The 21,295-nt window shown below is 69.9% G+C and carries 18 protein-coding genes and 2 rRNA genes (1 of these 20 cut by a window edge); 18 read left to right on the top strand and 2 right to left on the bottom strand.

Annotation, left to right across the window (positions count from 1 at the left end; all coding sequences use genetic code 11):
• Positions 1-1,122, top strand: a 23S ribosomal RNA gene (locus FDZ84_RS01335); it begins 1,950 nt to the left of the window's first position.
• A 120-nt stretch (positions 1,123-1,242) separates the two neighbouring features.
• A 5S ribosomal RNA gene (gene rrf, locus FDZ84_RS01330) occupies positions 1,243-1,359 on the top strand.
• 206 nt (positions 1,360-1,565) lie between these two features.
• Here the strand turns inward: rrf and FDZ84_RS01325 are convergent.
• Complete coding sequence (locus tag FDZ84_RS01325; RefSeq protein WP_168584349.1) at positions 1,566-2,948, bottom strand: hypothetical protein; 1,383 nt, start codon at positions 2,946-2,948, stop codon at positions 1,566-1,568.
• 78 nt (positions 2,949-3,026) lie between these two features.
• Here FDZ84_RS01325 and FDZ84_RS01320 point away from each other — a divergent pair, with 78 nt between their 5' ends.
• The 5 genes from FDZ84_RS01320 to FDZ84_RS01300 all read left to right on the top strand — a co-directional run bounded on the left by FDZ84_RS01320 (position 3,027) and on the right by FDZ84_RS01300 (position 7,224).
• Positions 3,027-4,088, top strand: coding sequence for a lipopolysaccharide assembly protein LapB (locus FDZ84_RS01320; RefSeq protein WP_168584348.1), 1,062 nt, complete (start codon positions 3,027-3,029; stop codon positions 4,086-4,088).
• Positions 4,085-5,095 carry an HAD-IIA family hydrolase gene (locus FDZ84_RS01315; RefSeq protein ID WP_168584347.1) on the top strand — a complete coding sequence of 337 codons (1,011 nt, stop codon included), beginning with the start codon at positions 4,085-4,087 and terminating at the stop codon, positions 5,093-5,095. Before FDZ84_RS01320 ends, FDZ84_RS01315 begins: the two co-directional genes overlap by 4 nt.
• A 96-nt stretch (positions 5,096-5,191) precedes the next feature.
• On the top strand, positions 5,192-5,431 hold the full coding sequence (locus FDZ84_RS01310) for a hypothetical protein (protein ID WP_246868724.1): 240 nt from the start codon (positions 5,192-5,194) through the stop codon (positions 5,429-5,431).
• A gap of 5 nt (positions 5,432-5,436) precedes the next feature.
• Positions 5,437-6,279 carry a TlyA family RNA methyltransferase gene (locus tag FDZ84_RS01305; RefSeq protein WP_246868723.1) on the top strand — a complete coding sequence of 281 codons (843 nt, stop codon included), beginning with the start codon at positions 5,437-5,439 and terminating at the stop codon, positions 6,277-6,279.
• A 48-nt stretch (positions 6,280-6,327) separates the two neighbouring features.
• A complete protein-coding gene (locus FDZ84_RS01300) occupies positions 6,328-7,224 on the top strand; it encodes an NAD kinase (protein WP_168584346.1) in 897 nt (298 codons plus the stop codon).
• Between the two features lie 9 nt (positions 7,225-7,233).
• Here FDZ84_RS01300 and FDZ84_RS01295 read toward each other — a convergent pair whose 3' ends face one another.
• Entirely contained in the window at positions 7,234-8,664 is a 1,431-nt protein-coding gene (locus FDZ84_RS01295; RefSeq protein WP_210435628.1) for an NF041680 family putative transposase, read from the bottom strand.
• Positions 8,665-9,274: 610 nt separating this feature from the next.
• On the opposite strand from FDZ84_RS01295, the gene recN reads away from it, so the two are divergent.
• The 11 genes from recN (at position 9,275) to FDZ84_RS01235 (ending at position 21,129) form a co-directional block, all read left to right on the top strand.
• The gene (recN, locus tag FDZ84_RS01290; protein WP_168589715.1) at positions 9,275-11,086 is read left to right on the top strand and encodes a DNA repair protein RecN; all 1,812 of its coding nucleotides are present in this window, start codon (positions 9,275-9,277) and stop codon (positions 11,084-11,086) included.
• Between the two features lie 93 nt (positions 11,087-11,179).
• The gene (gene steA, locus FDZ84_RS01285; protein WP_168584344.1) at positions 11,180-12,364 is read left to right on the top strand and encodes a putative cytokinetic ring protein SteA; all 1,185 of its coding nucleotides are present in this window, start codon (positions 11,180-11,182) and stop codon (positions 12,362-12,364) included.
• Complete coding sequence (locus FDZ84_RS01280) at positions 12,361-13,299, top strand: copper transporter (RefSeq protein WP_168584343.1); 939 nt, start codon at positions 12,361-12,363, stop codon at positions 13,297-13,299. The genes steA and FDZ84_RS01280 overlap by 4 nt, the downstream gene beginning before the upstream one ends.
• 174 nt (positions 13,300-13,473) lie before the next feature.
• A complete protein-coding gene (locus FDZ84_RS01275; RefSeq protein ID WP_371812756.1) occupies positions 13,474-15,177 on the top strand; it encodes a CTP synthase in 1,704 nt (567 codons plus the stop codon).
• Positions 15,178-15,614: 437 nt separating this feature from the next.
• On the top strand, positions 15,615-16,271 hold the full coding sequence (locus FDZ84_RS01265) for an NUDIX domain-containing protein (protein ID WP_168589714.1): 657 nt from the start codon (positions 15,615-15,617) through the stop codon (positions 16,269-16,271).
• Positions 16,235-17,215, top strand: a complete 981-nt coding sequence (gene xerD / locus FDZ84_RS01260; protein WP_246868722.1) for a site-specific tyrosine recombinase XerD — start codon at positions 16,235-16,237, stop codon at positions 17,213-17,215. Before FDZ84_RS01265 ends, xerD begins: the two co-directional genes overlap by 37 nt.
• A 164-nt stretch (positions 17,216-17,379) precedes the next feature.
• On the top strand, positions 17,380-18,318 hold the full coding sequence (locus FDZ84_RS01255; protein WP_168584341.1) for a ParA family protein: 939 nt from the start codon (positions 17,380-17,382) through the stop codon (positions 18,316-18,318).
• Complete coding sequence (locus FDZ84_RS01250; protein WP_168584340.1) at positions 18,315-18,665, top strand: hypothetical protein; 351 nt, start codon at positions 18,315-18,317, stop codon at positions 18,663-18,665. The genes FDZ84_RS01255 and FDZ84_RS01250 overlap by 4 nt, the downstream gene beginning before the upstream one ends.
• Positions 18,662-19,513, top strand: a complete 852-nt coding sequence (locus tag FDZ84_RS01245) for a ScpA family protein (RefSeq protein WP_168584339.1) — start codon at positions 18,662-18,664, stop codon at positions 19,511-19,513. The genes FDZ84_RS01250 and FDZ84_RS01245 overlap by 4 nt, the downstream gene beginning before the upstream one ends.
• A gap of 199 nt (positions 19,514-19,712) precedes the next feature.
• Positions 19,713-20,372, top strand: a complete 660-nt coding sequence (gene scpB / locus FDZ84_RS01240) for an SMC-Scp complex subunit ScpB (RefSeq protein ID WP_168584338.1) — start codon at positions 19,713-19,715, stop codon at positions 20,370-20,372.
• The gene (locus FDZ84_RS01235; RefSeq protein WP_168584337.1) at positions 20,362-21,129 is read left to right on the top strand and encodes a pseudouridine synthase; all 768 of its coding nucleotides are present in this window, start codon (positions 20,362-20,364) and stop codon (positions 21,127-21,129) included. The genes scpB and FDZ84_RS01235 overlap by 11 nt, the downstream gene beginning before the upstream one ends.
• Positions 21,130-21,295 lie beyond the last annotated feature (166 nt).

Here is a 21,295-nt window from a genome sequence, read left to right as displayed (position 1 = left end):
ACTAAAAACACAGGTCCATGCGAAGCCGTAAGGCGATGTATATGGACTGACGCCTGCCCGGTGCTGGAACGTTAAGAGGACCCGTGAACCCTTTGGGGTGTAGCGGAGAATTTAAGCGCCAGTAAACGGCGGTGGTAACTATAACCATCCTAAGGTAGCGAAATTCCTTGTCGGGTAAGTTCCGACCTGCACGAATGGCGTAACGACTTCTCCGCTGTCTCGACCACAGGCCCGGTGAAATTGCAGTACGAGTAAAGATGCTCGTTTCGCGCGGCAGGACGGAAAGACCCCGGGACCTTTACTATAGCTTGGTATTGGTGTTTGGTTCGGCTTGTGTAGGATAGGTGGGAGACTGTGAAGCATTCACGCTAGTGGGTGTGGAGTCGTTGGTGAAATACCACTCTGGTCGTTCCGGGCATCTAACTCGGGTCCGTGATCCGGATCGGGGACAGTGCCTGGTGGGTAGTTTAACTGGGGCGGTTGCCTCCTAAAGGGTAACGGAGGCGCCCAAAGGTTCCCTCAGCCTGGTTGGCAATCAGGTGTTGAGTGTAAGTGTATAAGGGAGCTTGACTGTGAGACTGACGGGTCGAGCAGGTGCGAAAGCAGGGACTAGTGATCCGGCACTGGCTGGTGGAAGCGGTGTCGCTCAACGGATAAAAGGTACCCCGGGGATAACAGGCTGATCTTGCCCAAGAGTCCATATCGACGGCATGGTTTGGCACCTCGATGTCGGCTCGTCGCATCCTGGGGCTGGAGTTGGTCCCAAGGGTTGGGCTGTTCGCCCATTAAAGCGGCACGCGAGCTGGGTTTAGAACGTCGTGAGACAGTTCGGTCCCTATCCGCCGCGCGCGTAGGAGACTTGCGGAAGGCTGTCCCTAGTACGAGAGGACCGGGACGGACGAACCTCTGGTGTGCCAGTCGTTCTGCCAAGGGCGTGGCTGGTTGGCTATGTTCGGGAGGGATAACCGCTGAAAGCATCTAAGCGGGAAGCCTGTTCCTAGATGAGGTCTCCCACCCGTTGTGGGTTAAGGCCCCCAAGAGATGATTGGGTTGACAGGCCAGATATGGAAGCACGGTAACGTGTGGAGTTGACTGGTGCTGATAGGCCGAGGACTTGCTCACAAAGATTGCTACGCACCCACTATACGGTTCTGGGGCAACAACCAGAACCTTTTGATAATTGAACATGTGTCATTCGTGTTCTGACGCCTGGTTTCCCGTCGTTTAGGCGGGGTGAGGGTTGTCGGTGGCGATGGCGGGGAGGGTCCGCCCGGTCCCATTCCGAACCCGGTAGCTAAGCTCCCCAGCGCTGATGGTACTGCACTCGACAGGGTGTGGGAGAGTAAGACACCGCCGACACACTATTTGAAAGGGGCCGACCGGACCCGTCCTTGGAGGGACGGATCTCCGGTCGGCCTCTTGTTTTTCGTCCAGGAATCGTCGCGGTGTCCGTTCGAACGCCGCACGGTCCACACGAGTTGTCCCCGTTCACATCGGGGGTGCCACCCCCCGCGACCCGCCACCAGGTGGGACTACGCTGTTGGGGCTTCAGTTCTTTTTCTGCTTCAGGAGGTTCGGTGTCCGGTTCCGACGACAGGCGCGGCGACTCCCGCCGTGGGGCCGGTGCCGGCCGAGGCGGCCAAGGCGGCCGCGGAAGCTTCGATCGCCGCGGTTCCTTCGGCGGTCCCCGCCGGGACCGCGACGGTGGTGCGCGCCGCTTTGGCGACCGCGACAACCGCGGCAACCACAATGATCGAGACGACCGCAACCGGGACGACCGGGGCGGCCGCGACAACTTCGGCGGCGGCCGCGACCGGTTCCGCGGCCAGGGCGGGCGCCCTGGCGGTCAACGCGACGACCGCGGCGGTTTCCGCCGAGACGACCGCGGCGGTTTCCGCCGTGACTCCGACAACAGGGACCGCTTCCGCCGCGACGATCGACGCGATGACCGTCGTGACGACCGTAGCCGCGACGACCGGCCCCGCCGGTTCGACGCGCAGGACGGCCGTCGCGGCTTCGACAACCGCCGTGACGACCGACGCCGTGATGACCGCGGCGGTTTCCGTCGTGATGACCGTGGTCGTGATGACCGTGGCGGTTTCAAGCGTGACGACCGTCGGGACAACCGAGGACAGGACGATCGCGGTCGTCGGGACTTCCGGCGCGATGACCGGCCGCGTCGCGACGATTTCCGTCGTGATGACCGTGGTCGTGATGACCGTGGCGGTTTCAAGCGCGATGACCGTCGGGACAACCGAGGACAGGACGATCGCGGTCGTCGGGACTTCCGGCGCGATGACCGGCCGCGTCGCGACGATTTCCGTCGCGATGACCGTGGTCGTGATGACCGTGGCGGTTTCAAGCGCGATGACCGTCGGGACAACCGAGGACAGGACGATCGCGGTCGTCGGGACTTCCGGCGCGATGACCGGCCGCGTCGCGACGATTTCCGTCGCGATGACCGTGGTCGTGATGACCGTGGCGGTTTCAAGCGTGACGACCGTCGCGATGACCGTGGTCGTGATGACCGTGGCGGTTTCAAGCGTGACGACCGTCGCGATGACCGCGGGCGCGATGACCGCGGCGGTTTCCGCCGGGATGACCGGCGCGGCGGCTACGGGCGCCGCGACGACCGGCCGGGCAAGCCCCGCTTCGACGACCGCCGGCGGGACGACAGCGGTGGTTTCCGGCGCGATGACCGGCCCCGGCGGGACGACGACCGCCAGCGAGACGACCGGCCGCGCCGGGACGACCGGCCCCGTCGGGACGACGACCGGCCGCGCGACGACCGGCCCCGTCGGGACGACCGGCGGCGCGACGACCGGCCGCGTCCGCAGGGCGCCCGGTTCGACCGCGGCGGCCGTCCGGATCGGGACCGTCGCGGCGGGGACCACCGCGGTGGCGAGCAGCGCGGCGGCGACCGTCGGGGCCGGGGTGGTTTCCGGCACGACTCGCCGCGGGCGGAGTCGCGTGACGAGGCGGCCGTCGAGTCGCCCGCGAAGAGCGAGCCCGAGCTGCCCGAGGGCTTGGAGCCCGGGGATCTGGACATCGAGATCCGCCGCGAGCTGCTGACGCTGCCAAAGGGCTTGGCCGACAAGGTCGCGGTGCACCTCGTGGCCGCCGGTCAGCTGATCGACTCGGAGCCGGAGCGGGCCCTGGAGCACGCGCGTTACGCACGCCAGCGGGCTCCGCGCATCCCTTCGGTGCGCGAGGCCAACGGCCTCACCGCGTACCTGGTCGGAGAGTGGAACGAGGCGCTGGCGGAGCTGCGCGCCGTCCGGCGCATGGCGGGCGGGCCCGGGCACCTGGCGATGATGGCCGACTGCGAGCGCGCCATGGGGCGGCCGGAGCGCGCGGTGGAGCTCAGCCGCAGCGAGGAAGCCACCCAGCTCGACCAGGAGGACGCGGTCGAACTGCGCATCGTCGCTGCGGGCGCTCGCAGGGACCTCGGCGAGATCGAGGCCTCGGTGGTGAGCCTGCAGATGGCTGAGCTGGACCCGAAGCGCCAGGAGCCGTGGAGCGCGCGCCTGTTCTACGCCTACGCCGATAATCTGCTGGCGGCCGGGCGGGAGCGGGAAGCCTTCACCTGGTTCGTGCACGCGGCCAACGCCGATGACGAGGACGAGACCGACGCCGCGGAGCGGCTTGAGGAGCTCGCCGAGAAGCTGGGCGGCCCGGACGTGGTCGAGGAGCTCGTCACGGAGGCTGAGGCCGCAGCCGAGATCGACGACGACATCGCCGACGACATCGCCGAGATCGACAACGACCTCGACGACGACCTCGACGACGAGATCGCCGACGAGATCGACGACGAGGCCGACGAGGCCGACGAGCAGCCGGAAGCCGCGAGTACTGACTCTGAGAAGGCGGCTGAGACCGGAGCGTCCGGCGAAACTTCTGAGAAGGCGGCTGAGACCGGAGCGTCCGGCGAAACTTCTGAGAAGGCGGCTGAGACCGGAGCGTCCGGCGAAACTTCTGAGAAGGCGGCTGAGACCGGAGCGTCCGGCGAGACCTCTGAGAAGGCGGCCAAATCGGATGCCACCGACGCCGACGCGAGCAACGCAGAAGGGGACGCGCGAGCGCAGTGAGCGGCACGCTTCTCGATGGTCACGACGTCGTGCTGTTCGACCTCGACGGCACGGTGTTCCGCGGCGGCGAACTCGTTCCTGGTGCGTTGGAGGCGATCCAGGAGGTGCACCGCCGCGGCATCCCGGTCCGCTACGTGACCAACAACGCGTCCAAACCGGATCAGGCGGTCGTCGATCACCTCGCCGGCCTCGGTTTGGACGCGGAGCGGGCTGAGGTGAGCACCAGCGCCCAGGCCGGCGCCGCGATGCTGGCGGAGAAGCTGGCGCCCGGCTCGAAGGTGCTCGTGGTCGGTTCGCCCGCGCTGGTGTCCGAAGTGGACAATGCGGGGCTGGTGCCGGTCACCGAGTTCGCCGACGAGCCGGTCGCGGTCGTGCAGGGCCTCTACACCGAGATCGGGTACCGCGATCTCGCGGAGGCGTGCTTGGCGATCCGAGCGGGCGCGTTGTGGGTTTCGTGCAACGGCGACCGCACCTTGCCGACGGAGCGAGGTCTGCTTCCCGGCAACGGTGCGCTCGTCGCGCTCGTGCAGGCGGCGACCGACCAGGATCCGCTGGTGGCCGGCAAGCCGGAGCGACCGCTGCTGGACCGCGCGGTCGCCTCCGCCGGCGCCGAGGCGCCGTTGATGGTCGGGGATCGGCTCGACACGGACATCGCGGGCGCGGTCAACGCCGGGATGCCGGTGCTGATGGTGCTGACCGGCGTCAGCACGACGCAGGACCTGCTGGAAGCCACCGACGGCCTCCGTCCCGACTACGTCGGGGCGGACCTCCGGGCGCTGCACCAGTCGCCGAGCGAGGTCGCCATCGGCGAGCAGGCGGCGTGGCAGGTCCGCGTCGGCAACGACTCGCTGGAACTGGCCGCGCGGGCCGGGGAACTGCCGGGCGACGCGCTGTCGGCGCTCCGCGCGCTCTGCGCCGCCTGGTGGGCCACGTCGTCAGGTCCCGTTGCCGTGGACGGCGCGGACGAGCTCGCGCAGGACGTGTTGAGGCAGTTGGGCTTGGCCTGATCGGTGCATGTCGCGGCGTCGCCGTCGGGGCGTTCCGCTAGCGTGGACACGTCGCCGCTACAGCGGTCGCGGCGTGATCGATGGGAGCAGGAGCGGATGACCTCTCCGTGGCAACAGGGGCCGCAGGCGCCGAATCCCGCGATGCTGGCGCGCCCGGCCGACGACGGTCAACCGGCGATCGACGCCATCGCGGCGGCCGTGGCCGAGCTCGACGAGGTGCGGGAGTTGCCCGTGGCCGAGCACGTCGGGCGGTTCGAGGCGGTGCACGCCGCGCTCACCGACGCCCTGTCGAAGGCCGACAACCTCCTCTCCGCAACGAGTGCACACAGGAGCTGACGGTAGTGCCACGCAAGGCGCGGTTGGATGCGGAACTGGTTCGTCGCGGGCTCGCCAGGTCCCGCGAACACGCCACCGAACTGGTCGCTGCGGGCCGGGTGACGGTGCGCGGGATGGTGGCCCGCAAGTCCGCGACCGCGGTCGAGATCGACGCGCCTGTGGTGGTCGCCGAGGACGTCGACGATCCGGGTTGGGCCTCGCGCGGCGCGCATAAGCTGCTGGGGGCGTTGGAGGCGTTCGAGCCCGAGGGGCTGACCGTCGCCGATCGGCGCTGCCTGGACGCGGGCGCTTCCACCGGCGGGTTCACCGATGTGCTGCTGCGGCGGGGCGCGCGCGAGGTGGTGGCCGTAGATGTCGGGTATGGGCAGCTGGTCTGGAAGTTGCAGACCGATGATCGGGTGCGGATCCACGACCGGACGAACGTGCGGTCGTTGGCCCCTGAGGACATCGGTGGCCCGGTGGATCTGGTGGTCGCCGACCTGTCGTTCATCTCGTTGAAGCTGGTGCTGCCTGCGCTGCTCGCGTGCGCTTCGCCGGACGCCGATCTGGTGCCGATGATCAAACCGCAGTTCGAGGTGGGCAAACAGCGGCTAGGCTCGGGTGGCGTGGTACGCGACGCCGAGCTGCGCGCCGAAGCCGTCCTGGAGGTCGTGCGGTTCGCGGCCGGACTCGGCTTGGGCCTGCGCGGCGTCGTGGCCAGCCCGCTGCCCGGTCCGTCCGGCAACGTCGAGTACTTCGCCTGGCTGCGCCCGGGATCGAGCACCGGGGCGGACGCGGCGGAAGAGTTCGTGGTGGACGCGGTGCGGCAGGGGCCGCAAACTTCAGGCAAGGCTCGCACTGGTAACTGATTGTTCCAGCCCCACACCGCGAGCGGCTGAAAGCTTTAAGGAGTGCAGTTGACCCGAGAGGTGCTGCTGGTGGTGCACACCGGCAGGCAGCACAACATGCGCACTGCGGAGAAGGTGGCCGGTCAGCTCATCGACGCGGGCCTGCGGGTGCGGGTGCTCGCCGAGGAGGCGCCGGAGCTCAGCCCGGACTGCTTCCTCCAGGTGGTCGAGCCCGGCCCGGAGGCGGCGGTGGGCACCGAGCTCGTCCTGGTGCTGGGTGGTGACGGGACCCTGCTGCGCGCCGCGGAGCTCGCGCGGCTGGCCAACGTGCCGGTCTTCGGGGTGAACCTCGGCCGGGTCGGTTTCCTGGCCGGGGCCGATTCCGACGCGCTCGACGAGGCGGTGGCCGCCGTCGTCGAGTCCCGCTACTACGTCGAGGAGCGGATGACCATCGAGGTCACCGCGAAGCTCGACGGCAAGGTCCTGGTCCGCACCTGGGCGCTCAACGAGGCGAGCGTGGAGAAGAGCAGCCGGGAGCGGATCCTCGACCTGGTCGTGGAGGTCGATGGTCACCCGGTGTCGGCGTTCGGCTGCGACGGCGTGCTGTGCTCCACCCCGACCGGTTCCACGGCGTACGCGTTCTCCGCCGGTGGCCCGGTGGTGTGGCCGGAGGTGCAGGCGCTGCTGGTCGTGCCGAGCAACGCGCACGCGCTGTTCGCCCGGCCGCTGGTGGTGTCGCAGAAGTCGTTGGTGGCGCTGGAGATCGACCAGCACGGCCACCACGCGGTGCTGTTCTGCGACGGGCAACGACAGTTCGACCTGCCGCCGGGTGCGCGGGTCGAGGTGGTCGCGGGGGAGACGCCGCTGCGCCTGGTGCGGCTGCACGACACGGCCTTCACGGACCGCCTGGTCCGCAAGTTCGAGCTCCCGGTACAGGGCTGGCGCGGCCCCGCCAAAGCCGGCTAAGCTTGTTGTTTAACCTTTGCGGTTTTGGTGCTGTTCGAGGGTGAGGTCGCGTTTGATGGTCTTGCCGACGTCGTGACGGGTGGCGCGGTGGGTGTTGCGGGAGCCGGTTGGGCGTCCGGGACCGGGTCGGGAGGGTTTCGGTGCGGCTGCCGGGGAACCGGTCTTCGCGTGGAGGTTGCGAAACCCCCGCCGGACGCGGGCGGGCGTCAGCCGACGGGCCTCGGTGACCGGTCTTTCCCAGGGCCGTCGAAGGTCTTCAGCGATGGGGCGGGCGAGGCGTAGTTGCGTGTGGGCGACCACGATGAGCCAGGTCCAGCGATCGGCCGAGCCGGGTGCCCGCAGTTTCGGGCGGGTCCACCCGAGGGTCTGCTTGAGCAGTCGGAAGGTGTGCTCGAGGTCGAATCGGCGGAGGAATGCCTGCCAGAGCAGATCAACCAACTCGGCGCTGGCGCCGGTGACCGAGGACCACAGCCACACCGGTTTGGGGTCCCGGTCTCCGGGCAGGTGGTCGACCTGTAAGCGGATCAGGGTGCCCTCGACGAGGGGTAGCTCGCCCTCATGGTCCAGCCAGGCACCGCGGTGGGTCAGGCGGGGGTGCAGCCGGTCCCAGGCCCGTGCCTGGGCGTGTCCATAGCGGGTGGTGTCGGTGCCGGTGGTGTGGTCGGGGGCATGCCAGCTGTTCTCCTCGGCGAGGGTGAACACGCCGCCGTGCTTGCGTGGCCGCCCGACGGTACCCGGCGGTCGGGGCGGTGCGGGCCGCAGCAGGACGCGGTCGGAGCGGATTCTGCCCACCAGCTCCACGGGCAGATCGGCGAGGACGAAGGCCAACCGGGTCACGTCGTAGCCGGCGTCGGTCACGATCAGGATGCGCGGATCGCCGGGCCGCCAGTGTCCGGCGTCCATGATCCGGCCCACGACCTCACGTAGCTGAGCGGCGGTGACCGCGGTGGCATCGTCGGCGGGCCCCAGCCGCACCGCATCCAGGATCGCCGTCCACGAGGTACGCCCCGTCTCCAGCGCGGCGACAAAGGAGTAGGGCCAGCCCGGGATGAGCTGCGAGGCGCTACGGGAGCGGCCATAGACATGGCAGAACAGCCGCTCGGGGCTGCACGCGGCGTCCGGGCGCAGCCAGGGCGAGACGTCCACGGCCAGGGTGATCCGCCCGTCAGCGGCACGCGGTAATGGCAGCCTGGCCAAGGTGGTGCGTAACCGGTCGACCTCGACGCGGCCGTGGTTGATCGCGTCGTAGCCGGCGCCATGCCCGCGCCGGTGCTCCGCGGCCAGGGACAGCTCGGCCAGGCTGGTGACCGGTCCATCGCTGCATAACACCGCGTCGGTCAGCTCGAACAACGCATCCGCCCGCCCGGTCAGACACTCGTAGAACCGTTGGCGGAACCCGGACAGCTCCCCGAGCGCATCAGCTTGGCCGGTGTCGTGCACACTCATCATCGAAGCCCTTGGTTGTGATCTTCCATCTGTCGCAAGAGGAATGATCAACCAAGGGCTTCATCTATGATCAACCGGGGCCCCACCACGGTGCTACCTGGTTAAACAACAAGCTAAGAGCCTGTTGGTGAATGGTCTGGGCGGGTGGTCGCTTAGCGGAACCTGAGAGGTTCCCTGGACTGCGGGTGCCCCTCCTGATGTATGCCCAATACGCGGCGGAGGGGCCGTCCTCGCCAGAAAACCTCTCAGAACCCGCCGATGGTCGTCTTGGCAAGGTGAATGCAAGCGGCTACGCCGCTTCCAAAGGCGCGGACGGCATTCGCCGACAGGCTCTAAGGCCTGTTTCGAAAGTGGTTTGCTTAGCGGTCGGGTAGCGGAACCTCAGAGGCCTTCTCGCGCACGTGTTCCCCGACATCATGAACGCCAATTCACGGTGCGGCGGTGCCAGTCGAGTCCCACACCGCAAGCGGCTGCCGCCGCTTATAAACACGTCCTAACGCCCGGAGGACCCGCACCGCTACGCAAGCCCGCCACAAATTTCGGTTGAGTGCTGATCACCCCAGCGGGGATCCGTGGGTCGGGCGATGCCGCTAGGGTGCTTGATGTGTTGGCGGAGATGCACATCCAGGGACTGGGCGTCATCGACGACGCCACGCTCGCACTGCATGCCGGCTTGACCGTGGTCACCGGTGAGACCGGCGCCGGTAAGACGATGGTGGTCACCGGGCTGCACCTGCTCGGCGGTGGTCGGGCGGATGCCTCGCGGGTCCGGTCCGGTGCGCAGCGTGCCGTCGTGGAGGGCCGGTTCCAGACCACGATCGACTCGCCGGCGGCCAAGGTCGCCGCCGATGCCGGGGCCGAGCCCGACGAGGACGGCAGCCTGATCGCGGTGCGGACGGTGGCGGCCGACGGCCGCTCGCGGGCGCACCTCGGTGGTCGTTCGGTGCCCAACGCCGTGTTGTCCGAGCTGGCGGAGCAGGTTCTCGCGGTGCACGGGCAGAACGATCAGCTGCGGCTGCTGCGGTCCGGTGAGCAGCGCGCGGTGCTGGACCGGTTTGCCGGGGAACCCGTGCTGCACGTGCTCGCCGACTACCAGCGGGTCCGCGCGGAGTGGGCCGGCGCGGTGCGGGAACTCACCGAGCGCACCGCCCGCTCGCGGGAGTTGGCCCGGGAAGCGGAGCTGCTCCGGCACGGCTTGGCCGAGATCGAGGCCGTCGCCCCGGAACCCGGCGAGGATGCCTCGCTGGTCGACGAGGCGCGGCGGCTCGCGGACGTCGACCAGCTCCGGGAGATCGCGACGGGCGCCCACCTGGCGCTCACCGGCTCTGCCGATGGCGACCCGGACGTGCCTGGCGCGATCGGCCTGATCGGGGAGGCCCGGCGGCGCCTCGGGGGCGCCGAGGACCCGGTGCTGCGGGAGCTGGAGCCGCGGGTGGCGGAGGCCGTCGCGGTCCTGGCCGATGTGGGCGGCGAGCTCGGCGGCTACCTGGACCGGTTGGACGCCGACCCGGCCCGGCTGGAGCAGGTGCTGGCCAGGCAGGCGGAGCTGAAGCAGCTGACGAAGAAGTACGCCGCGGACGCCGACGGCGTGCTGGCCTGGGCGGCGGAAGCGCGCAGCCGACTGTCCGGAATGGACACTTCGGAGGAGGCGCTGGCGGCGTTGGCCGCGCGGCGCGACGAGCTGGCCGCCGAGCTCGCCGAACACGCCGTCGCGGTGTCCGAGGCCCGCAAGGAGGCCGCCGTTGGGCTCGCCGCGGCGGTTTCGGAGGAGCTGGACGGGCTGGCGATGCCGCAGGCGCGGCTGGAGGTCGTGGTCCAGCCGAAGGAGGGCGATCCGGGCGACCCGAACGCGCTGCCGGTGCAGGGCCGCACATTGCACGCGGGCCCGGACGGGGTCGACGAGGTCGAGCTGCAGCTGATCGCGCACTCCGGCGCCCCGGCGCTGCCGATCCACAAGGGCGCCTCGGGCGGTGAGCTGTCCCGCGTGATGCTGGCGCTGGAGGTCGTGCTCGCCGACGCCGACACGGTGCCGACGCTGGTGTTCGACGAGGTCGACGCCGGGGTCGGCGGCCGGGCCGCGGTGGAGATCGGGCGGCGCCTGGCCCGCCTGGCCCGCACCCACCAGGTCGTGGTCGTCACCCACCTGCCGCAGGTCGCCGCGTACGCCGACCGCCACCTCGTGGTGGACAAGGGCGCCGCCGACGGCGGGTTGACCCGCAGCGACGTGCGGGTGGTCGCCGACGAGCGGCGGGTCGTCGAGCTGGCGCGGATGCTGGCCGGGATGGACTCCACGGAGACCGGCCGGGCTCACGCGGAAGAGCTGCTGGACACCGCGACGGCCTACAAGCTGGCGCAGGCCCGGTTCCGGCGGCGCGCTAAGCCGACGCCGAAGAAGCAGGAACGCAGCGGGAAGTAGGCCATTCGGCCCAACAGATTCTGCTGCTTCCGGGCCAGTCATATCGGCGTGGCGTACCAACGACAGGTGATCGGTTTTTGTCACCATCGGTGCATGAAACTCAGCGGTCTGCTTGCCCGTCAGCAGGAAAACCTGCCCGGTGTGGCCGGGATCGCCAGGGTCGAGCGGCGTTCGGGTGATGTGCTGCGCCGGGTCCGGTCCGGCGACATCGCGGTGATCGATCACGCGGACCTGGACCGGCGCACCGCCGAAGCGCTGGTCTCGGCCGGGGTGGTCGGGGTCGTCAACGCTGCTCCTTCGATCTCCGGGCGCTACCCGAACCTCGGTCCCGAAGTGCTGCTGTCGGCCGGCATCGCGCTGGTCGACAGCGTCGGCCCCGAGCTCGTGCATCGGGTCAAGGACGGCGCGAAGATCCGGCTGCACGACGGCGGCGTATTCGTCGGGGACCGGGAGGTCGGGCGCGGGACGGCGCAGGACGCCAACTCCGTCGCCGACCTGCTCATCGAGGCCAAGGCCGGGATGGCCACGCAGCTGGAGGCGTTCTCGGCGAACACCATCGAGTTCCTGCGTAAGGAGCGGACGCTGATCCTCGACGGCGTCGGCGTGCCCGAGCTGAGCTCGTCGATGGAGGGCCGCCAGGTGCTCGTGGTGGCGCCCGGGTACGGCCACGCCGACGACCTGCAGCGGTTGAAGAGGTACGTCCGGGAGTACCGGCCGGTGCTGATCGGGGTGGAGGGCGGCGCCGAGTCGCTGCGCAAGGCCGGGCACAAGCCGGACGTCATCGTCGGCGACCCGGACGGCATCGCCACCGCCACCCTCAAGTGCGGCGCGGAAATGGTGATCCCCGCCCACCTCGACGGGCACGCGCCCGGCCTGGAACGGATCCAGGACCTCGGGGTCGGCGCGGTGACGTTCCCCGCGTCGGGGAACCCGGAGGACCTCGCGCTGCTGCTCGCCGACGCGCACAAGGCGAGCCTGGTGATCACGGTCGGGTTCCATGCGACGCTGAGCGAATTCCTGGACCGCGGGCGCTCCGGCTCGAACCCGTCGACGTTCCTCACCCGGCTCCGGCTGGGCAGCAAGGTCATCGACGGCGCGGCGGTGGCCACGCTCCAGCGCAGCCGGACGCCGGTCGGGGCCATCGTGCTGCTGGTGCTCTCGGTGCTGCTGGTGGCGGTCGTGGCGCTGCTGGTCTCCGGGCTGGGCACCGCTCTCCTGACCGCGGTCACGGACACCGGCGACTCCGTGGCCGGCTATCTTAAGGGGCTTTTCACGTGATCTCGTTGCGGTACCACATCGTGTCGATCGCCGCGGTGTTCCTGGCGTTGGCCGTGGGCGTCCTCGTCGGCTCCTCGTCGCTCAGCGGCCGGTTGCTGGCGGGCGTGGGCAACGAGCGGCAGTCGTTGCAGGGGCAGGTCGGCGCCCTCAACGCCGAGCGGACGGCGCTCAAGGCACAGGTCGCGGCCGCCGACCGGTTCAACGCGGCGGTCGGGCCGCTGACCGTGCAGGGCCAGCTGGCGCAGCGCAGCGTCGTGCTGATCACCTCGGCGGACGCCTCCGGGCAGCAGCGCGACGCGGTGGCGCAGCTGCTGCGCGCGGCGGGTGCGGACGTCACCGGAGAGGTGCGCCTGGGACCGTCCTTCGCCGACCCGAGCCGGGCGGACCAGCTCAGGGAGGTGGTCACCGAACTGCTGCCCGCCGGTGTGCAGCTGCCCACGGCGGCCGATCCCGGAACCCTGGCCGGGGGCCTCATCGGGCCGCTTGCGCTGCTGAACCCGCAGACCGGCCAGCCGCAGACCGGCGACGAGGAGCGGGCGGCGGCGTTCGCGGGCCTGGCCGGCGGCGGCTTCGCGACCGCCTCGGAGGGCTTGCGGCCCGCGCAGCTCGCCGTGGTGCTGACCGGTGGCCGGTTCGAGGGCGACGGCGCGGGGGACAAGGCCGCGACGCTGGCCCGCTTCGCGACCCAGGTCGACCGGGCAGGTCAGGGCGCGGTGCTCGCCGGCGGCGCCGGTTCGGCCGACGGGACCGGGCCGGTCGGGGTGGTCCGCGCGGATCCGGCGATGGCGTCGGCGCTGTCCACCGTCGACGACCTGGACAGCAGCTCGGGGCGGGTGGTGGTCGTGCTTGCGCTGCGGGAGCAGGCAGATGGGCAGGCGGGGCACTACGGCGTCGCCGGCAGCGCCCAAGGGCCGGTACCGGCGACTCGCGGGTAGGCCGCCGGATGGCGGTTGACCCGCCCCGGCCGGCCGGACCGGTAGGGGCGGGTCTCGGTGCACGCCCCGATGGTCGTGCGTTAGGCTGGAATTCCGTGGGAGCGACGGATCCTGCCGTCCTGCCAGCGCAGAAATCCAGCCAGGCGACGGCTTGACCACGGGGAGCTTTTGTTGGTGCCGCAAGCACGCACGATCAAGCACGTGTTCGTCACGGGGGGCGTGGCCTCCTCGTTGGGTAAGGGGCTCACGGCGTCCAGCCTGGGCGAGCTGCTGACCTCCCGCGGTCTGCGGGTGACCATGCAGAAGCTCGACCCCTACCTGAACGTCGATCCGGGAACGATGAACCCGTTCCAGCACGGTGAGGTGTTCGTGACCGAGGACGGCGCCGAGACCGACCTCGACATCGGGCACTACGAGCGGTTCCTGGACCGGGACCTCACCAAGAACGCCAACGTGACGACCGGTCAGGTGTACTCGACGGTCATCGCCAAGGAGCGCCGCGGCGAGTACCTGGGCGATACCGTGCAGGTGATCCCGCACATCACCGACCAGATCAAGGCCCGGATCCGGGCGATGGCCGAACCGGACGAGGACGGCCGCACCCCCGACGTCGTGATCACCGAGGTCGGCGGGACGGTCGGCGACATCGAGTCGCTGCCGTTTCTGGAGGCCTGCCGCCAGGTGCGGCACGACGTCGGCCGGGACAACTGCTTCTTCCTGCACGTTTCGCTGGTGCCGTTCCTGGCGCCCTCGGGCGAGCTGAAGACCAAGCCGACGCAGCACTCGGTGGCGGCGCTGCGCAACATCGGCATCCAGCCCGACGCGCTGGTGTGTCGGGCCGACCGGGACCTGCCGGAGGACCTCAAGCGCAAGATCGCGCTGATGTGCGACGTGGACGCGGACGGCGTGGTGGCCTGCCCGGACGCCCCGTCGATCTACGACATCCCGCGCGTGCTGCACGGCGAGGGCCTGGACGCCTACCTGGTGCGGCGGCTCGGGCTGCCGTTCCGCGACGTCGACTGGTCGGTGTGGGGCGACCTGCTGGACCGGGTGCACAACCCGTCCGAGCGGGTGCGGATCGCGCTGGTCGGCAAGTACGTCGACCTGCCCGACGCCTACCTGTCGGTCACCGAGGCGCTGCGCGCCGGCGGTTTCGCGCACCGGGCGAAGGTGGAGATCTCCTGGGTCGGCTCGGACAGCTGCGAGACCGAGGGGGGCGCGGCCCAGGCACTGTCCGGAATGGACGGTGTGCTGATCCCGGGCGGCTTCGGGGTGCGCGGCATCGAGGGCAAGCTCGGCGCGATCCGCTACGCCCGTACCAACGGCATCCCGGTCCTGGGCCTGTGCCTGGGCCTGCAGTGCATGGTGATCGAGACGGCGCGGTCCCTGGCCGGGCTGGAGCGGGCCAACTCCACGGAGTTCGAGGAGCCCGCCAAGCACCCGGTGATCAGCACGATGGCCGATCAGCACGATGTGATCTCCGGTGACCGGGACATGGGCGGCACCATGCGGTTGGGTTCCTACCCGGCGAAGCTGCTGGCCGGCTCGATCGTCGCCGAGGCCTACGGCTCCCCCGAGATCGCCGAGCGGCACCGGCACCGCTACGAGGTGAACAACTCCTACCGGGACCGGTTGAGCAAGGCGGGCCTGGTGTTCTCCGGGACCTCCCCGGACGACCGGCTGGTGGAGTTCGTCGAGCTGCCGCGCGAGGTGCACCCGTTCTTCGTGGGCACCCAGGCGCACCCGGAGCTCAAGAGCCGCCCCACCCGTCCGCACCCGCTGTTCGCGGCGTTCGTGAAGGCGGCCCTGGACTACCGCGCCGCGGAGCGGCTGCCCGTGGAGCTGGGGCACGTCCAGGAACCCGCGCCCAGCGCGTGATCGGCGGGTGATCGGCGGGTTCGAAGGCTGTTTCCAGGCTCGTTCTGCGGGCGGGTACAGCCGGTGAACCCGCAAACGGCGCCGGTTGGGAGGGCGAGGCGGCTTCGCCGCTACCTGGACAACGGCCTCTTCCAGGGTGGGCGGCTTCTTCTAGACGAGTAAGTCTGAATACGATCAGTGATCGTAGGCGGTGAGCGAGCGAGTGACTGGCTGGCCGGTGCGGAAGTTGTGCCAGATCGCGGCGGCCAGGGCCAGCACACGCTGGGCGACGCGCCCTGTTCGGGGCACGTCTGCCGATGGCCACCTTCGCGTGGCGGAAGAACACCCGTGAGCGTTTTTGGGTGCCATAGCACCCAAAAACACGCACGGCGTCCTTCGCTGCGGATCATGGACGCCCTCGCCTCATGCCCGCAGGAATTTGGACTTACTCGTCTAGGGTGGGCGGCGTGGACACGACGGACAACGGCGTCGCTCGCACCAACGGCGAGCACGAATTCACCACCCTGGCCAGCGAGGACGTCTACGTGGGCAAGATCCTCGCGTTGCGGGCCGACGAGGTCGGGATGCCCGGCGGCGGGCACGCGCGCCGCGAGGTCGTCGAGCACCTCGGCGCGGTCGCGGTGGTGGCCCTCGACGAGGACGACCAGGTGGTGCTCGTCCACCAGTACCGGTATCCGGTCGGCCGGCGGCTCTGGGAGCTGCCGGCCGGGCTGCTGGACGTGGCGGGGGAGGAGCCGGTGCGCACCGCGCAGCGGGAGCTCGCGGAGGAGGCCGGGATCGTCGCCCGGGACTGGTCGGTGCTGGTCGACGTGGCCACTTCGCCCGGTTTCACCGACGAATGCGTGCGGGTGTTCCTGGGCACCGTATTGTCCGATGTGGACCGTCCGGCGGCGGTCGGGGACGAGGAGGCGGACCTGGTGATCCGGCGCTTCCCGCTCGTCGACGCGGTGCGGATGGCGCTGGCCGGGGAGATCGTCAACGGCCCCGGGGTGGCGGGGCTGCTCGCCGCCCACGCGGTCCGCGAGGGACGGGTGGAGCCTCGCCCGGCGGATGCCGAATGGCTGGACCGGCCCCAGCGCTTCGCCGCCCGGTGAGGGGTTTCGAGGAGCTGCCGCCGGACCTGCGCGGGGCGATCACCGGGTACCTCGACCACCTCGCCGTCGAGCGCGGCACCGCCCGCAACACCCTCGACTCCTATGCCAGGGACCTGCGCCGGTATGCCGAATTCCTGGTCGGGGCGGGGATTTCCGGGCTCGGCGAGGTACGTTCGGAGCACCTGTCCGGGTTCCTGGCGGAGCTCCGGGAAGGCACCGAGCAGCGGCCTGCGCTGGCGCCGTCGTCGTCGGCCCGAGCCCTGGTGGCTGCCCGCGGCCTGCACCGCTTCGGGCACGCCGAGGGGCTGCTGCCGGTCGACGTCGCGCGCGATGTCGCGCCGCCGAGCCCGCCGAAGCGACTGCCGAAGGCGCTTTCCATCGGCGACGTCGGGAAGCTGCTCGATCACGCCGGGGGCGAGGATGCCCGGGGCCTGCGGGACCGGGCACTGCTGGAGGTGCTGTATTCGACGGGAGCGCGGATCTCCGAAGCGGTCGGGTTGGACCTCGACGACATCGACGGCACCAACCGGACCGTGCTGCTGGACGGGAAGGGCGGCCGCCAACGGCTGGTGCCCATCGGCCGACCGGCGCTGGCGGCGCTGGACGCGTACCTGGTGCGGGCTAGGCCTGGCCTGGCCGCGCGCGGGCGCGGTAGTGCCGCGGTGTTCCTGAATTCGCGCGGCACCCGGCTTTCCCGGCAGAGCGCGTGGAACGCGTTGAAGACCGCCGCGCAGCGCGCCGGCATCAACGTCTCGGTTTCGCCGCACGTGCTTAGGCATTCGTTCGCCACGCATCTCGTGGAGGGCGGCGCGGACGTCCGCGTGGTGCAGGAACTACTGGGCCACGCCTCGGTCACGACGACCCAGGTCTACACCCTGATCACGGTGAGCACGCTGCGGGAGGTCTACGCGACTTCGCACCCCCGCGCACACGCTACGGAGTGACTTGGTGACACTGCGAATGCGAGCGGGTGGTGCACGCGGTAGACGTTGATCACACGCAGATCACAGGGAACTTCCGACACCACGGCGAGGCGCGTTGCCGCTGGTAACGAATGCCACTTAGGCTGCGTTTGATCGCCACGGGCACCAGAAGGAGTCAGATCGCCATGTCGTTGCCGCAGCCCGCCGCCGAAGGGCGGCCCCGGGGCGCGGTCGACCTGAGCATCGCCCCGGAGACGACGGGCCGCGAGGAGGTCGGCCTCGCGCCGGACTCGCGCGGCCTCGGTCCCACTGGCCGGCCACGTCGGCACATCCCCGAGCCGCCGCTGCTGGACCGGCACGGTCCCGCAGCGGTGCTCGCGATGTGCAACCAGAAGGGCGGCGTCGGGAAGACCACGTCGACGATCAACCTCGGCGCAGCGCTGGCGGAGTACGGGCGCCGGGTGCTGCTGGTGGATTTCGATCCGCAGGGCGCGCTCTCGGTCGGCCTCGGGGTCCAGCCGCACCAGCTCGACCAGACCATCTACAACGTGATCATGGAACGGCCGGTCGCCATCCAGGACGTGGTGCGGCAGACCACCGTCGAGGGCATGGACCTGCTGCCCAGCAACATAGACCTGTCCGCGGCCGAGGTGCAGCTGGTCGCGGAAGTGGGCCGGGAGCAGACGCTGCACCGGGTGCTGCAGCCGGCGCTGGCGGAGTACGACTACGTGCTGGTGGACTGCCAGCCGTCGCTGGGGCTGCTGACGGTGAACGCGTTGGCTGCCGCGGACGGCGTGATAATCCCGTTGGAGTGCGAGTTCTTCAGCCTGCGCGGGGTGGCGCTGCTGATCGACACCATCGAGAAGGTGCGGGAGCGGCTGAACCCGAAGCTGGAGATCAGCGGCATCCTGGCGACCATGTTCGACCCGCGCACGCTGCACTCGCGCGAGGTGATGGCGCGCGTCGTCGAGGCGTTCGGCGACATCGTCTTCGATGCGGTGATCAACCGGACGGTGCGGTTCCCGGAGACCACGGTGGCCGGCGAGCCGATCACCCGCTGGGCGCCCCGCTCGGCCGGCGCCGAGGCGTACCGGGCGCTGGCGCGCGAGGTGATCGCCCGATGACGCGTCGGGTCGCCCTGCCAGGAGCGGCCGAACTGTTCCGTACTACTGTTCCCCGGACGGATCACGCGAATGCGCCGGCGACGGAGCAGGTTGCACCCGCGGCACAGCCCGCGGCGGGCCGGTCCGGCTCGGGACGGCGCAAGCACGATTCGAAGATCACCGTGTACGTGTCCGACGAGGAGTTGCTGGGCTTGGAGCAGGCGCGGCTGGCGTTGCGGGCCGACCACGGCATCGCCGTGGACCGGGGCCGCGTGGTGCGCGAAGCGGTCGCCGTGGTGCTCGCCGACCTCGACAAGAACGGCGCGGACTCGGTGCTGGTGCGGCGCCTGCAGGAGCCCGCCGAGTGAAAGACCCCGCGGTACCGGCGGAGCAGTCGAGCGAGGACCCCGGCGCAGGCGGCCGGTTCACGGTGCGGCTGGAGAACTTCGAGGGCCCCTTCGACCTGCTGCTGCAGCTGATCTCGCAGCACCAGCTGGACGTTACCGAAGTCGCGCTGCACAAGGTCACCGACGAGTTCATCGCCTACACCAAGGCGCTTGGCGAGCGGTGGGACCTGAACGAGACCACCGAGTTCCTGGTGGTCGCCGCGACGCTGTTAGATCTGAAGGCGGCCCGGCTGCTGCCGGCCGCGGAGGTCGAGGACGAGGCGGACCTGGCGTTGCTGGAGGCCCGCGACCTGCTCTTCGCGCGGTTGCTGCAGTACCGCGCGTACAAGCAGGTGGCCGCGCTGTTCGGCGAGCTGGAAGCCGGGGCGTTGCGGCGCTATCCGCGTTCGGTGTCGGTGGAGGAGCGGTTCGCGAACCTGCTGCCGGAAGTGGTGATCGGGGTTTCGCCGCAGCGGTTCGCCGAGATCGCGGCCGCGGTGTTCCGGCCTAAGCCGCCGCCGACCGTTTCGCTGGACCACATCCACCAGCACGGCGTTTCGGTGCGCGAGCACGCGGCGCTGCTGCGGGTGTGGTTGGCGGCGAAGGGCAGCGCGACGTTCTCGGAGCTGGTGTCGGACTGCGGGCACACCGTCGAGGTGGTGGCGCGGTTCCTGGCGCTGCTCGAGCTCTACCGGGAGAAGGTCTTGCTGTTCGAGCAGGAGACCCCGCTGGGCGAGCTGGTCGTGAGCTGGGTGGGCGGCAGCGTGGCGCAGGCGCAGGTCGAAGCCGAGGTGCAACGCGCCAGCCAGGAAGAAGAGGAGTACGGGTGAAAGTGACGCGGATCGCGTACTCTGCCGGACTCAATCCAGGCAAATTTACGCAGCTTGTCGAGCAGGCGCGTTGCCTTGGCACAATGATCGCCTCGGTCCAGACTGCCGGACCAGGACTCCAGCGTCAGGTGTGTGTCTGCGCGGAGAGCGAAATATCCGATTCGATCAAAATTGATCGAGAGCAGAGGAAGCAGTACGGGTGAGTGATCCGCAGGCCGCGGCGGAGGAGTCGCCGACCCCGCCGCCCGCTGAGCCGCAGGAGCCGTCGCAGGCCGCTGGTGACTCCGAGGCGGTGGAGACGCCGAGTGCGCCGGACCTGACCTCCGATGCGGCGCTGGATGCCGCACTGGAGGCGTTGCTGCTCGTGGTCGACGTGCCGGCGGGCGAGGAGCTGCTGGCCGACACGCTGGAGCAGCCGGTGGCCCGGATGCGGTCCGCGCTGCAGCGGCTCTCGGCTGGTTACGCCGAGGCGGAGCGGGGCATTGACCTGCGGCGGGTCGGGGACGGCTGGCGGTTCTACACGCGGGAGAAGTACGCGCCGTACGTGGAGCGGTACCTGCTGGACGGGCAGCGTTCGAAGCTGACGCGTGCCGCGCTGGAGACCCTCGCGGTGATCTCCTACCGGCAGCCGGTGACGCGTTCGCGGGTCGCGGCAGTACGGGGTGTGAACGTCGACGGCGTCATCCGTACCCTGGTGGGGCGCGGCCTTATCGAAGAGGCCGGAACCGACCCGGAGACGGGCGGCATCCTGTACTGCACGACCGAGCTGTTCCTGGAGCGGCTGGGGCTGTCGTCGTTGAAGGAGTTGCCGCCGCTCGCCCCCTTGTTGCCCGAAGTGGATTCGATTGATGACGTCTGAGCACCGTTCCCCGTCCAGCAGCACTGCCGACCCGGAAGGCGTGCGGCTGCAGAAAGTGTTGTCCCAGGCCGGGGTGGCCTCGCGGCGCGCGGCCGAGGAGATGATCGTCGAGGGGCGGATCGAGGTCGACGGCGAGGTCGTCACCGAGCTGGGGCGCCGGGTCGACCCGGCGACCGCGGTGGTCCACGTGGACGGCAACCGGGTGATGGTCAACGACGATCTGACGCACCTGCTGCTGAACAAGCCGCGCGGCATCCTGTGCACCATGTCGGACGATAAGGGGCGTCCGTGCATCGGTGACTACCTGCGGGAACGGCAGGGCAAGCTGTTCCACGTGGGCCGGCTGGACCAGGACACCGAGGGCCTGCTGCTGATCACCAACGACGGCGAGCTGGCGAACCGGCTGATGCACCCGTCGTACAAGGTGCGCAAGACGTACCTGGCGGAGGTGCTGGGGTCGGTCCCGAAGGACCTCGGGCAGCAGCTGCGCAAGGGCGTGGAGCTGGAGGACGGTCTGGTGAAGGTGGACCGGTTCAAGCTGGTCGACATGAACCAGAACCGGTCGCTGGTGGAGATCGTGCTGCACGAGGGCCGCAACCGCATTGTGCGGCGGCTGCTCAAGCACGTCGGCTACCCGGTGCAGCGCCTGGTGCGGACGCGGATCGGCGATGTGCGGCTGACCAGCGAGCGCCCGGGCGCGATCCGGCCGTTGAACGGCCAGGAGATCGGCTCGCTCTACCGCGCGGTGGGTCTCTGAGAGCCTGTCGGCGAATGCCGTCCGCGCCTTTGGAAGCGGCGCAGCCGCTTGCATTCACCATGCCAAGACGACCGCGGGTTCTGAGAGGTTTTCTGGCGAGGACGGCCCCTCCGCCGCGTATTGGACATACATCAGGAGGGCACCCGCAGTCCAGGGAACCTCTCAG

It is taken from the genome of Saccharopolyspora sp. ASAGF58 (assembly GCF_012277335.1).
Taxonomy (GTDB): domain Bacteria; phylum Actinomycetota; class Actinomycetes; order Mycobacteriales; family Pseudonocardiaceae; genus Saccharopolyspora; species Saccharopolyspora hattusasensis.
Note: the sequence above shows the minus strand (reverse complement) of the source record. Positions and strands in the feature narration are given on the sequence as shown.

What these genes read in the sequence shown, in the direction of transcription:
- steA (WP_168584344.1), top strand. Translation starts at nt 11,180, where the DNA reads ATGAAACTCAGCGGTCTGCTTGCCCGTCAGCAGGAAAACCTGCCCGGT.
- FDZ84_RS01310 (WP_246868724.1), top strand. Translation starts at nt 5,192, where the DNA reads ATGACCTCTCCGTGGCAACAGGGGCCGCAGGCGCCGAATCCCGCGATG.
- FDZ84_RS01235 (WP_168584337.1), top strand. Translation starts at nt 20,362, where the DNA reads ATGACGTCTGAGCACCGTTCCCCGTCCAGCAGCACTGCCGACCCGGAA.
- FDZ84_RS01250 (WP_168584340.1), top strand. Translation starts at nt 18,315, where the DNA reads ATGACGCGTCGGGTCGCCCTGCCAGGAGCGGCCGAACTGTTCCGTACT.
- xerD (WP_246868722.1), top strand. Translation starts at nt 16,235, where the DNA reads ATGGCTGGACCGGCCCCAGCGCTTCGCCGCCCGGTGAGGGGTTTCGAG.
- FDZ84_RS01255 (WP_168584341.1), top strand. Translation starts at nt 17,380, where the DNA reads ATGTCGTTGCCGCAGCCCGCCGCCGAAGGGCGGCCCCGGGGCGCGGTC.